Raw genomic sequence first — 14551 nt, forward strand, 5'->3', positions numbered from 1 at the left:
CACCAGTTGGATGCGTCAAGGTATTGAACTAGGTATTGAACAAGGTATCGAACAAGGTATCGAACAAGGTATTGAACAAGGTATCGAACAAGGTATTGAACGGGAAAAGACATTGATTCTTCGTCAACTTTAACGCAAGTTAGGGGAGATTAATCCTTCATTGGAAACTAAAATTATGGAGTTAAGTATTGATGATGTAGAAGTATTAGGAGAAGCTTTATTCGATTTCTCTACGGTTGAAGATTTAATCAATTGGTTAAATACTTTAACTGCCTAGCTTTGACGTTAGCGATCGCATCTTCGCAACAACCCGCTAAAATTGTCATTATCAGGGAGTAATTGAGAACCACAGAAAACGGGTGTCTCGGAGAAACCCGTTTTCTGTGGGGTTTTTAGTGGAAAGAGAAAGGTTAACGCGGAAATTATTCCCCTCGCCATCACCCGCTAAAATTTTCATGGTGAGGAAGTAATTCAGAGATAAGCTTTCCGTATATAATATAGGCAACAAGCAGAAGCTTGGTGAACTATAGATCAGCAACGACTGGCTAAACCCGAAGTTGCAAAAGCGATCGCTCAAAATTTTACTTAAATGCGATCGCCACAAGACCCCTGGGAGCGCCTGAAGGGAAACCAGCCTTTAAGTCAGTTTAAATTGGCTATTGACAATATCGGTTAGTTAACTTAACCTCAATTAATTTACAAACAATATTTTGAGGATTTATTATGCCACTTATTTCTAGAAACCTTTCAGCTTCAAACTATTATGCAAGTAGCTCCTATCAATCATGGTTAACACCTATCAAGGCATTTGATGGGGATTATACTGGTAATACTGGCTACTGGAATTCTGGATATTATGCTACTAAGTGGATTGAGGTTGACCTTGGGCAAGAATATTATCTAGATTCAATTAAACTTTTAACTGCACAGTCCCCAGCAGGCTATACTACACACGAAGTCCGAGTATCTAATCAATCAATCGGTTGGTCAGCACCGGGAGCTTCACTTGCAAAAACATTTAACGGTTATACGACCAGCCATCAATGGTTACAAGATAGCTTTAACAATCTTACAACGGCTCGTTATGTTCAAGTTAGAACAGTTGCATCACCATCATGGGTAGCATGGGTAGAGATAGAGGTTTATGGCGATTCAATGGTTGCTCCAACCTTAACAGATGTTACTGTTGTTCCATCTGTAATATATGAAGGAGATACTGTTAATATTAATGTAGCAGCTACAGATAAAAATCCTGAAGCAATTTCTTTTCTTGTTGATGGTAAATTGATGGGAACAGATGCCAATAAATCAGGTGTTCGTTCTCTCAACAATGTTAGCTTAGGAAAATATTTAGATGAAGGTACTTATAGTTTTACTGCACAATCTCAAGATAGTTCGGGACGCTTTAGTAGCTCTGTAGTAAAAAGCTTTACAGTTTTAAATGTTGCTCCAAAAATTACGGATTTGACAAGTAATATAACTATTGATTACGGAAAACCATTTAACTTTTACGCTAATGCTTTCGATCCCGGTATTAATGATATTCTCACTTATGAATGGGATTTAAATGGAGATGGTTCATACAATGATTTTACAGGAAAATCAGGTCAATATTTATTTAATAATTTTGAAAAACAATCATCATTTAAGGTTGGGGTCAAAGTATCTGATGGAGATGGGGGGGTTACTTTTGGTTCTTTTAATGTTAATGTTAATCCACCAATTCCCGGTCAATTAGCGTTTAATGCGCCGACTTATTCTATTACTGAAAACGGAACTACCATAACTCAAGTTATTGTAACTCGCACGGGGGGAAGTGATACAGAAGTAAGTGCGACGATTACGTTAAATAATGGTACAGCAACCGCAGACGATTATAATAATACCCCCATTAAGGTTACGTTTGCTCATGGGGATAGTGCGCCTAAAATTATTACGATTCCGATTAAGGAAGATAGTCAGTTTGAAGCGGTGGAAACCCTTAACCTGTCCTTGACGAATCCGACTAATGGGGTGACGATTGGTACACAAAATACGGCAATTGTCAAGATCATTGATAATGATAATTTTGTCTTTAATAATACGGATATTCAACCGACGAAACTGGAGAAGTTAACCTTACCGATTCCCACAGCGTTGAAGCAGTATGAAATTCTCAGCAGCGAATTGGACAAAGCCAAGGTTAAATTAGACACGACGGAGGAACAGTTAAGGTTAGCTAATGATGATTATTCCTTTGCGAAGGAAACTTTTGAAGGGAGTCTCAGTAAGCAGAAGTCTTTAACTGACATTTTGCAGAATCTAGAAAATAAAAAGACGGCTTTAACCTCTAGCTTTACTCAATCTAAAACACAAAATGAGCAAAAACAGAAGGATATTCAGAAGAGTATTGATGATGCTTATACTCGTTGGAAGGCTGAAACGAATCCGGGTATAAAAGATGGGATTCAGAAGGAGATTAATGGTTATCTGATTCAGATTCAGGAACAACAGAATTTACTGTCAATTGCGACGACTAAGTATAATCAGGAGTTGGCGGTTGTTATTTTCCAAATTGATGACTCAAATCAGGAGTTACAGGGACTTACCAGTAACATTATTCCCAAGCAAGTTGAGGATTTAGAGAAGAAAAATCAGGCTTTAGTGGATGTTAAAACGGCTTGGGAAGGGAATAAGCAAGCTGTGACAGTTGCGGATAAGGCGCTGGGGGATTTGCTGACGGATTATGCTTTTCTCAAGACTCAGGATTATTCGTCTAAGTTTTTGCAGGATACGGTTGATAGTCTTAAGCAAAAAATTGGTGCGCTTCAGGCTGATTTAACGGCTTTGAAGAGTGGAAATGGGTCTAATTCTGAGATTGCGGCGTTGGAAAAGGCGATTTTAGAGAAGCAGAAGGTTGTGGGAGAGGTACAAGAGTATCAGAAAACGGTGTTAGCGGGTGAGTTGGAGTTTAAGCAGGAGTTGGAGACGAGAAAGGCGACTTCTGCGGACCATGAAGCATCGGTTAAGGTGGCTTTAGGGAATAATAATATTGAGGGTTATGTGAGTTTAAACAGTCAATTGGCTAACCAGTTGAAGGGGTTAACCAATGTTTGGGTGGATAATTTAGAGGATAATCATAATTTAACGATTAAGGTTTGGAATGGCTCTCAAGCTACGTCTCAGGCGTTTGATAGTTTGACGAGTTATATTGATGAGAATTTGGCGACTCCTTATGGGGATTATTATCTGAATGAGATTCAGCTGGATGAGGCGTTACAGATTCGGGAGTCAACGGTAAGACGGCGCGATGCTTTGGCGGATAGTGTTGATTTTGTGGAGGATGCGCTGTTTTTGGCGAAGAAACAGTTACAGGAGTATCAGGGTTTAGCGAAGTTGAGTCAGCATTATTCGGATTTGACTAAGTATGAGAAGGAGTTTAATCAGCTTAATGTTGTGGAAAGTAAACTAGCAACGATAAATCAATTTCAACAAAAATTAGTTACAACAACTGCAAAGCTAACATCAGTCAAAGAAGATAATAAAAACAAGTTAGCACTTGCTGGTCAAAAAGGTGCTATTACTCGTCCTGAAACTGGAAATAAATATTTCTGGACAAATAGCACTTCATGGGAAGATGCACAAGCGCAAGGAGAAGCGGTAGGAGGAAATCTTGTAACAATTAATGATGGAAATGAGCAAAATTGGGCTATCCAAATTCGTCCCAAAAAGGTCGGCTATTTTTGGCTTGGATTAACTGATAAATTTCAAGAGGGAAGATGGGAATGGATTAGTGGTGAACCGATTACTTATACTTATTGGAGACCGGGTGAACCGAATAATCATAGTGGGGCAGAAAATTATGGCTTAGTGTGGATTAATAATGAATGGAACGATGGAACAAATGGTTCACTACCAGGATTAATTGAAATTAATCTTCAATCTCTTGCTCAGAAAGAGACTACAATCACTCAAGAGGTTGAAAAAACAAGAGCAGATTTTAATGGTGCTGTAACAGATTTATTAAAATCTTTAGATAGTCCTTCTCTACATAATACAGAATCATTAAAAGCAAGCATTATTCAGAAGCAAGCGTTAAATGACTCTTATCTTACTCAAGCTAAGTGGTACTCAGATCAAGCTGCAATTCATTGGGATAAAAGTAAGAAGCAAGGTGCCACCAATGATCCTAATTGGGTTACTTGGGATGATTACACCAAAAAATCTCAAGCTTTACAACAACAATCGGCAGATTTTCTTAAATCAATATCTGATGATATTCAGGCTTTTATTAGTCAGTCTGAGTTAGTCTTACAACCTAAGTTAATCAATGCAGTATCAGATGAGGTGACTAATAAATCTCAAGATTTAGTGGTTCAGATTGATTTGACTAATGATCAACAAGAACAAGGGATAGAAACGAATTTACAGAAGTATATTGAACAGAAACAGAATAGCATTGTCAAAGCACAAGAAGCACCTTTAACTGCTATTCGAGAAACATTTGAACAACCTAATCGTGCTTTATTTTTTGATGGTGTAAATGATTATATACAAATTAATTTGAATGAACCAGAAACAGAAGTTACCCATGAATTATGGTTTAAAACTACATCCTTGAATGGCGGATTATTTTCTGTTATAGCAGGTAATTTAGGTTCAACAGGTTTAGATCGTGGTATTTATTTATCTAATGGCAATATAGTTGCTCGTATCTGGAATGATGAAACTATTAGTAGTAGTGGACTGAATTTAGCTGATGGAAAATGGCATCATGTCGCTCATGTTTTTGGTGCATCAGTAGGAGGTCAACAGATTTATGTTGATGGTCAATTAGTCGCATCAGGATCAAGAACTGTATCAGATTTTAATTGGCAAGATAAAATAGCAATTGGTTATTCTTTTTCTGGTTATTTTAAAGGAGAAATTGATGAAGTCCGAGTTTGGAATGTGGCTAAAACACAAGCTCAAATCCAGACTTATTATAATCGCAACCTGACAGGAAAAGAGCAAGGATTAGCAGGTTATTGGAACTTTGAAGAAATTACAGGAAACACCGTTAATGATTTAACAGCTAATAAGAATAATGGCACATTAACGAATGGAGTTCAGCGCACAGTAGCGAATACTAATCTAATTATACGACCAGAAGGAAAAGCTCTCTTTTTTGATGGAGTAAATGATTACATCAGTTTAAACAGCCAACCAAAAATAGAAACAACAAGTAGTTTGACTATAGAAGCTTGGATTAAGGTTAAAAACTTTGGTGATTGGGATGGTATTGTAACTCAGGGAACAAATTCATCTCCTTTTGCAATGCAATTGTGGAGCGATGGTTCATTGCGTTTTACTGCGAGTGGAGTTTCTTGGAACTCTGATAAAAAAATTGTTGCTAATGAGTGGCATCATGTGAGTGTTACTTATGATAAAACGGCTAATTTCTTAACGTTTTATATTGACGGTCAAGTGGCTGGGACAAAAGATAATGTCAACATCAATCTATGGAAAAGTAATGAACCTTTGATAATTGGGGCTGATTTACCAGGAGGCGATGAATTTTTTGATGGGTCTTTGGATGAAGTAAGAGTTTGGAATGTTGCCAGAACACAGGCGGAAATTCAAGCTAATATCAGTCAAAAGTTATCGGGAAATGAACAAGGATTAGTCGGATATTGGAACTTTGAAGAAGCTACAGGAAACACGGTTAATGATTTAACAGCCAATAAAAATAATGGCACATTAATTAATGGAGTTCAGCGCACAGTAGCGAATACTAATCTAATTATACGACCTGAAGGAAAAGCGCTTTATTTTGATGGAGTGAATGATTACATTAATGCAGGGACAAATCCGAGTTTAGAAGTTGGCAAAACCTTAACTCTCGAAGCATGGATTAAACCGCAGAAAAACAGTGATTATGGTGTTATTGCTGGACGAGATGGCGAATATATGCTTACCATTGGACCAGACAACAAAATTTATTACACAATAACTAATACTCAATTTGAATTTAATCGCATCAATACTGACTATACTATACCACTAGATAAATGGACTCATATTGCCTTTACTTACGACAATGGACTTATAAAAACTTATGTCAATGGAGAATTAATTTATAGCTATGATAGCATCGGTACAATTAGAGATCAAGCACTTCTTGTTAATTATGATGAGTTCCATATTGGTAATCGACAATATCAAAACTTAAATTACTTTAAAGGAGAAATAGATGAAGTACGAGTTTGGAATGTTGCCAGAACTCAAGCAGAAATCCAAGCTAACCTCAATCAAAAACTCATAGGAAATGAACAAGGATTAGTCGGATATTGGAACTTTGAAGAAACATCAGGACACATCATCAATGATTTAACTGCAAATAGCAATCATGGGATGTTAATTAATGGAGTTCAGCGTACAGTAGCTAATTCTAATCCAATTACACGACCTGAAGGAAAAGCACTCTATTTTGATGGAGTGAATGATTATACTCAAGTGGGAGCCAAATCTTCTCTTGTTTTAACTGATAAATTTACCTTAGAAGCATGGATTAATCCAGTTAAAGGAGCAGACCAAGGAATTATTCTCAATAAAGAAGGAGAATATGAGATTGCTCGGTTTTCCGATGGAACGATTCGCTGGTATTTTTGGGCTAATCCAAGTTTAAGCAATGATTGGATTAACACGGGTTATATTGCTCCAGAAAACCAATGGACGCACGTTGCTTTAACTTACGATAAGAATATTGTCAAAATTTATGCTAATGGGGAATTGATTCAGTCCTATGAAACCTCAGCAACTCTAGTGGACGGTCTTACAACTTGGAATGATTTTCGTATCGGTGGCAGACAAGGATTTACAGGTCCAGGAAATTATTTCAAAGGACAAATAGATGATGTTCGTGTCTGGAATGTAGCCAGAACTCAAGCAGAAATACAAGCTAATCTCAGTCAAAAATTAACAGGAAACGAACAAGGATTAGTAGGTTATTGGAACTTTGAAGAAAGTGCAGGAAATACGGTTAATGACTTAACAGCCAATAAAAATAATGGCACATTAACTAATGGAGTTCAGCGCACGGTAGCTAATTCTAATCCTATCACACGACCTGAAGGAAAAGCTCTCTATTTTGATGGGGTTAATGATTCCATACAAATGAACTTAAATGAACCAGAAACAGAAGTTACCCATGAATTATGGTTTAAAACTACATCCTTGAATGGGGGATTATTCTCTGTTATAGCAGGGTCAGGAGGTCATGATCGCAGTATTCATTTATCTAATGGTAATATAGTCGTTCGGATCTGGAATAATGAAGTAATTGCTAGTAGTGGGATTAATTTAGCTGATGGAAAATGGCATCATGTCGCTCATGTTTTTGGTGCATCGGTGGGAGGTCAACAAATTTATGTTGATGGTCAATTAGTAGCCACAGGTTCTAAAACTCAATCAGATTTTAGTAGTCAGGATAAAATAGTTGTTGGTTATTCTGCTGATTCTGGTTATTTTAAGGGTGAAATTGATGAAGTAAGAGTTTGGAATGTGGCTAAAACTCAATCCCAAATTCAGGCTAGTCTCAATCAAAAATTAACGGGTAATGAACAAGGATTAATCGGTTATTGGAACTTTGAAGAAAATACAGGAAATACCGTTAATGATTTAACAGCCAACAAAAATAATGGCACATTAACTAATGGGGTACAAAGAACCATTGATAGTTCTATAGCAGTTCCCCAAGTTGTCACGGAACAAACTAATATTATCGAAAGTAAAACGATCGCCGATCTCCAATCTCTCCGCCTAGAAACCGCTTATCTAACCCTACAAGCACAACAGAATCCAGACAAGGTACAGAATTATTTGCAAGATTACAACTCCTTAGCCGGAATTGTCAAATACAATCTTCAAAATGGTCATTATTACAGCCTAACTAAATCTACAACTTGGACAGAAGCACAAGTAGAAGCACAAAGATTAGGTGGTAATTTAATCACAATTAATAATGCTGATGAGCAGCAGTGGATTTTAAATACTTTTGGGACAACAGGTAATTATTGGATTGGTTTAAAAAAGAATTTATCTAATGGTACTTGGGAATGGACTAATGGAGAAACTGTTAATTATTTAAACTGGTCTCCTAACGAACCAAATAATTACGGTGGAATAGAAAATTATGGAATGATTATTGGTGATCAAGATGCTGGCTACGCTCAAGGAAAGTGGAATGATTGGACTAATTCTAGTATTTTAAGAGGTCAGGGACTCCGAGGCATTATTGAGATTAACATCCGCGATCAATACTTCCCCGAACTCAACAACCCCACCACCCTCGCCACTCTTCAACAACAAATCAGCGACCAACAAACCCAAACCCAACAACAAATAGAACAACTTAAAAACAGCATCAGCCAAAAACAAGCCCAAGCCGCCGCTTCCATCTCCCAAGCAGACTGGTATCAAGAAAAATCCGCTTTTTATTGGGAACGAAGCCGTAAACAAGGACCCACTTGGATTGAATGGCGTAGCTATCAAGAAAAGAAATGGTACGGAAGAAAACAAACCAAACAACAAGCTATCACCCATGTTGACCACGATTGGATTATCTGGGACACCTACACCAAACAAGCGACCGCCCTCCGAGAACACGCCGCCCAACTCCTTAAAGGAGTCGAAACCGATACCCTCAACAAAGACACCACCACCACCATCCTCAACCAATGGAATAAAGCCAACGCCGTCGCCAATGAAGCCGCCCTCAGCCAAAGCGAATTTATCCACCTCCTGCAACAACTGGAAGCAGAAAGAAAACTCAGCGAAGACAAAATCGCCCAAATAAGTGATTGGGAAAAACTCCTCCCCATCCTGCAAACCCAACTCGAAATAGCCACCCAAGATGCAGCCACCGCCACCGCCAATATTCAAAAAGAAACCGGCGAATACCAAACCAGTAAAGACAACTACCTAACCGCCCTCAACAGCGTCCTACAAAAACGCGCCGAACTGCAAACCCAAACCCAACTTCTGCAACAAGACATCACCGCCGCCAAAACTTGGGTGACACAACAAACCATCTACCTCACCGATGAACTCACCCAAGCTAAAACCCTCATCACTCAACTGCAAACCGAGCGGGATTTGCTCCCCCCAACCCCCCTTGATAATGGGGGCGAGGAAAACCTCACCAAAAAAGCCCAATTAGACCAATCCATCCAACTCCTCACCCAAAAACAAACCGTCCTCACCTCCCAACAAGCCACCCTCACCCAAAAACAGACCCTCCTCTCAACCCAAGAACAGGTACTCCTCACCGAATATCAACTCCTCGATGCGACTCTCGCCAGTCCCGACAAAGACACCAGCACCCTCGAACAACAACTCACAGATACCAGGAAAACCCTCGCCGAAGTCCAAAAACTCGCCGAACAAGCCGAAGCCAGTAGCCAAGCTTTAACCGCAGTGATGGATGACCTGCAAGCCTCTCTCCTGCTGCAAAACGACAAATACCTCTCCGCCATCAAAGATAAACAACAGGGACTCAAAAAACTCCTAGAAGCCACTGAACTCGAAAAAAATTACACCCTCCAAGCAACTACTAAACGCCAAGAATTAAACAGCTTTGAAAGCCAACTCCTGACTATTCTTAAACAGGCAAATGATGCCGGAAGCCAAGAAGCCGCCCAACTTCTGGAAGTTGCCAACGCCAACAATATGGCTACTGCCGCCGAACTTTATTACAAAGATTATCGAGATTTAGCCAGCGATAAAGGTGGCGGTTGTTCAGGAGGAATTGCCCGACCCGAAGATTTAATCTTAGCCGATAAATACTATGCCGAAATGCAGCAATATCGGCAACTGCAACAACAGGCGCAACAACAAGCCAGCCAATTTACCGCCCTTCGTCAAGCTGCTGAAAATCAAATTACCCTCTTAGAAGGACAAAAAACCCTCGCCACCCAAGAATTGGCCCAACTTCAACAAAGTATCGGCAACTCTCAAGAAGCGATTGAGGCCCATAAACAAGAAATCGCCGTTGCTGAATTTCGTATAGATGCCCTTTCCCAACTGAAAGACTGGACAAATCAAACCTTATTACAAGTTCTTTCCGTTGAAAAATTCAACTTAGCGCAGGCACAATTAGAACAAGAAATCGCTGAAAAACGCGGTCAATTAATTGATGATGCGGTGGCAGCCCAGTTAGAAAAACAACGGTTAGATATTCAACGCGATCGTCAAATTGCCGTCACCAAACTGGAACAACTCAACCAACTTAACACCGAAGAAGCACTCCAGCAAGCGATTAATAACCTCCGCACAGACTTAGGGATTAACCCGATTGCCAATATCATCACCCAAGCTGACTATAAAGGACAACTCGCTGGCATCTTAGCCGATTTAGATGCCCTCAAACAAAAACAGCCCAGCTTACCTGCTGAATTGGAGAGCATATTAACAGCAACTCGTCAAGATATTCATGCTGCTTTACAGGGGAAAGAAGCCGCAACGATTCAGGATAATTTACTGAAAACGGTTGATGGTTTAATTGAGCAGAATAATAAACTTAACACTGAAATTGCCAAATTAGACCAAGAAGAACAGCAATATTTAGGCATTCTGAAACAATCAGAAACCGACCTCAAGGGAGCCAGTAAAGCACTCTATGATGAGATTCAGAAAACAGGGGTATTAAATCAAGAGAAGGAGCTAGTCAGTCAGCAGAATTTAGAGATACTTTATAAGGTTGGCTATGCTCAAGGTGCAGTTGATTTATCCGATGATTTAGCGCGACAATCTCAACAGCTTTTAAGCCAAATTATTGACGGGCGAGTTAAAGAACGAAGAATCAGAAAGAAAGCCTTTGTTAATGACATTTTAGAGACTTATGCTCGCACCCAAGAAATTACAGGAACGGTCTTAAGACTTGTAGGATTTGTTTTTCCTCCTGCTCAATTTGGCGCACAAATTGCATTTTTAGCTGCGGGTACAGCAAGAACTATTCAAGCTGCTTATAACGGTGATTGGAAAGGGGCAAGGTATCAATTTGCGATGACTGCTCTCAAAGCCCTCGCATTGGAAATGCCCGTCGAAGGTGCCGAGGGTATCGAAGGTGGCCAGAAATTCGCTAGTGTCTGGGGATTTAGCGAGGGACAGCTACAAACTATTCAGGAAATTCAAATAGGAGTAAACACAACTTACAATACTTATAATGCCTATAAATCAGGTAATTATGCCCTAGCATTTGTCAGTTTAGCTAAAGGAGTCGCTGATATTGCCGCAATGGAGTTTCAACTTAAAGGTCAAGATGGTAAGCCTATTTTAGGTGGTTCAGCCTTTCAAAAAGGCATTATTACTCTTGGTCAAACCTCTTTAGATATTTATAATACCGCTCAAGCAATTGATAATAAAGATTGGGCTACTGCCATAGGATCAGTCGCTAATGCTGCGAGTACAATTAACAAGAATTTCAAGACTGATATTCAAGGATTCGTCAAGGAAAATTCTACCGATCTTTATGAGCTTTTTTACAGCAAAGATCCCGGTTGGCTAGAAAGAAATATCGGACTTAATTTTGAGCAATCAAAGAATCTAGTTAAAACAATAAATACGCTTTATGATGCTCATGTAGATGGTAGCTATCAATCTTGGTATAGTGCTATTAATAATGTCATAGGTTTATGGGGAGATGAAATTACACAAGCCTTAAAAGATGATAGCAAAATAATCATAAAAGAACCGAATAAACCCATAACAAAGGATGAAATTAAAGAGATATTTGATAAATTTAAAGACCCATTAATGGGTGATAATACCAAGCTTGCTCTTCTTGAAAAAATTGAAACTAATATAAATAATTTTGTCGAGACAAATCAGGGATTGCTAACTCAAAATGACTTTGCTTTATTTGCCAACAATTTTTTAAGTAACTGGGAGAATAATTCTGGTTTTAACAAAATATTAGCATCACGTCAATTAACCATTGATGACTTTAAGAAAGACCCCAATTTTGAAGACGACAAAGCTTATTATAAAGAACATTATCGTGACTATCAACAGCGAGAAGGACATAAAATAGCGGTTGCTTTTATGCACTTTGTGACAGGTATTCCTACAAATCAATTATCGGAAGAATTACCAGGACTAGGAGTTACAGGGATTAGAAAATATGGTTTTAATTGGTACTCAGGTTTCAGTCGTAGATTATTACTAGGAACTGCTCTACATGATGTGACAGATTTCTTAGATTCGACACTCAATCTTCCGAATGTTAATATTAAGGACTGGAGTAAAAATTCTGACAGTTGGAATAAATCAGCGTGGGGAACATCTAATAGCACATGGTCAGCATTAATAATGTTTTCTGGTGCTGTAGGTAAAGAGGTTTCAGATGTAGTTAAAGAAACTGTTCAATCCGCTCTCAAGCCTATAAACTATATCGCAAAATCATTAGATCCTCTAATTATCGATTTAAACAATGATGGACTGCAACTAATTAGTCTTGAAAACTCCTCAACTCGTTTTGATATTGATGCAGACGGCTACGCCGAAAACACCGCCTGGGTATCCCCCCAAGACGGCATCCTCACCATCGACCTCAACGGTGACGGAATCATTAATAATATCACCGAAATCTTCTCCGAAAACTACGGTAACGGAACCGCAAAATCAGGAATAGAAGCCTTAACTACCCTCGATAGCACCAAAAACGGCATAATATCCGCCGCCGATGACCAATTTAACCAAATTCTCGTTTGGCAAGACCTCAACCAAGACGGGATCAGTCAACCCAACGAACTGAAAACCCTTACCCAACACGGGATCACCAGTATCAACCTCAACGGACTCCCCACCGAAACCATCCAAGACGGTAACATCATCCGCACCCGTTCCCTCTTCAACCGCAACGACGGAACCATCGGACAAATCGCTGATGTCGCCTTCCTCGTCACCGAAACCGGCTTCAAAACCATCCAAACCGCCAACGGTGTCCAAATCATCGCCGAAAATGACAGCGCCACCTCCCTCACCATCTTCAACGACACCGCCAACCACACCCTCAACCTCTTCGATACTAAAGTCCAAATTGCGATCGGTAGTACCGGTAACGACACCTTCTACACCACCGGAAGCGAAGGCGTATTCCTCTCCGGTGGCGACGGCAACGATACCCTCACAGGTGGAAACGGTAACGATTGGATTATCGGCGATACAGGCCCAGATCAACTGATTGGCGGCGCAGGTAACGACATCCTCTACATCGACCCACAAGATACAGTCATTAAGGGTGGCGAAGGACAAGATATTGCCATAGTCACCACCAATCAAGCTATCACCCTCGATCTCGGACTCAGTAGCCTAGAAATGGCGCTGGGTAACGACGGTAACGACACCTTCACCAACTCCAGTACCGTCAGTGTCACCATCGATGGAGGTAAAGGCGACGACACCATTAAAGGCGGAACCGGTGATGATGGACTGATAGGGGGAGAAGGAAGCGATCGCCTTCAGGGAAATTTAGGTAATGATGATCTAGGGGGTTCAGATGGCAATGATACCTTAGATGGCAACCAAGGCGATGACACCCTCAACGGCGGTAATGGAGATGACCTCCTTAACGGACAAGAAGGGAAAGATAGCATCAATGGCAATGGCGGTAACGACACCCTTAACGGAGGCGATGACAACGATATTCTGAGTGGTGGTGAAGGTAATGACTCTCTCAATGGTAGTGCAGGAGATGATAGCCTCAATGGCGATATTGGTAACGACATCCTTAACGGTGGCGATGGCAATGATACCCTCAATGGTGGGGAGGGGGATGATACAGTTAATGGGGGTAACGACAGCGATCGCCTGTTCGGTGGTATTGGTCAAGACTCCCTCAATGGTGGACTAGGGAACGATAGTATCGATGGTGGGGAAGGCCAAGATACCCTTACTGGTAGCAATGGTAACGATACTATCAATGGCGGGGAGGGGGATGATAATCTGGATGGCGGTAGTGATAATGACCTTCTCAACGGAGGCGAAGGTAACGACACCCTCAATGGTGCAGGCGGAATCGATACCCTAATCGGTAGTTTAGGGAATGATATTTATCAAATTGATACCACCACTGATACTATTACTGAAAACGCCAACGAAGGTACAGATACCGTTCAATCTTCCGTAACTTATCCCCTTAGTAATAACCTAGAAAACCTCACTCTAATTGGTACTACGAATATTAACGGTACAGGTAACGCCGCTAATAACAGCCTGACCGGTAATAGTGGTAATAACACCTTAACGGGTAATGGAGGTAACGACACCCTTAATGGAGGCACGGGAATTGATACTTTGGTAGGTGGTTTAGGAGATGATACCTATCAAATTGATACCACCACCGATACGATTACTGAAAACGCCAACGAAGGTACAGATACCGTTCAATCTTCGGTAACTTATCCCCTTAGTAATAACCTAGAAAACCTCACTCTAATTGGTACTACGAATATTAACGGTACAGGTAACGCCGCTAATAACAGCCTGACCGGTAATAGTGGTAATAACACCTTAACGGGTAATGGAGGTAACG

2 protein-coding genes and 1 pseudogene are annotated in these 14551 nt (G+C 40.1%); 2 read left to right on the plus strand and 1 reads right to left on the minus strand.

What is annotated here, in order from left to right; translation table 11 throughout:
* Positions 1 to 277: pseudogene (locus IM500_RS16175) on the plus strand (DUF4351 domain-containing protein); the annotation flags it as partial.
* Positions 278 to 328: 51 nt separating this feature from the next.
* Here the strand turns inward: IM500_RS16175 and IM500_RS16180 are convergent.
* On the minus strand, positions 329 to 457 hold the full coding sequence (locus IM500_RS16180; RefSeq protein WP_265578343.1) for a hypothetical protein: 129 nt from the start codon (positions 455 to 457) through the stop codon (positions 329 to 331).
* A gap of 266 nt (positions 458 to 723) precedes the next feature.
* On the opposite strand from IM500_RS16180, the gene IM500_RS16185 reads away from it, so the two are divergent.
* Positions 724 to 14551, plus strand: a 13828-nt coding sequence (locus IM500_RS16185; protein WP_287738979.1) for a LamG-like jellyroll fold domain-containing protein, incomplete at its 3' end; no start/stop codon positions are given.

It is taken from the genome of Microcystis sp. M179S2 (assembly GCF_020245805.1).
Lineage (GTDB): Bacteria > Cyanobacteriota > Cyanobacteriia > Cyanobacteriales > Microcystaceae > Microcystis > Microcystis aeruginosa.

Excerpts from the sequence above, each read along its gene's own strand:
- IM500_RS16180 (WP_265578343.1), bottom strand. The coding sequence starts at position 457 with ATGAAAATTTTAGCGGGTGATGGCGAGGGGAATAATTTCCGCGTTAAC.